Here is a 486-nt window from a genome sequence, read left to right on the forward strand (position 1 = left end):
CACGGCGCCGAAGCCGCGCTTGCGCAGCACCTGCGCCAGCATCGCTGCCGCTGCCTCGTCAAATGGGCCGCGCCCGGCCAAGCAGATGACGGCGCCGGGCCGGGCCAAGCTCTCCGGCGGCGGCGGGTCGGCGGGTGCCGGCTCTGCATCCTCGCCATCCGGTTCAGCCAGCGGCTTCTCCGGAGGCAGGTCGTCGGCCACCACCTCCTCCAGATCCTCGACCAGGCCCGCGATGCGCGCGCGCACAGCCGCAAGCCGTTCCTCGGCGAAGCTGCCGCGCAATGCATCAGTCTGCGCCAGCGCCAGCGCCGGCAGCGCCACCTCGTCGTAATAGGCGGACAGGCGATGGTCGCGCAGGACCAACTCTGCCTGCTCCGTCAGCCCATCCTCGTCACCGGCCAAGGCACGCTGGTAGAAGGTCTCCGACGGGTCGAGCGCCGGCTGATCGCCGAGTGCCACCTCGAGAAACTCGAACCGTTCCACCTC

The 486-nt window shown here is 71.0% G+C and carries 1 pseudogene; it reads right to left on the reverse strand.

Annotated elements, in window-relative coordinates:
- Positions 1-486, reverse strand: a pseudogene (locus ACFHPP_RS31375) (AI-2E family transporter); the annotation flags it as partial.

The sequence above is a fragment of the Falsiroseomonas sp. E2-1-a20 genome, assembly GCF_051433195.1.
Taxonomy (GTDB): Bacteria; Pseudomonadota; Alphaproteobacteria; order Acetobacterales; family Acetobacteraceae; genus Falsiroseomonas.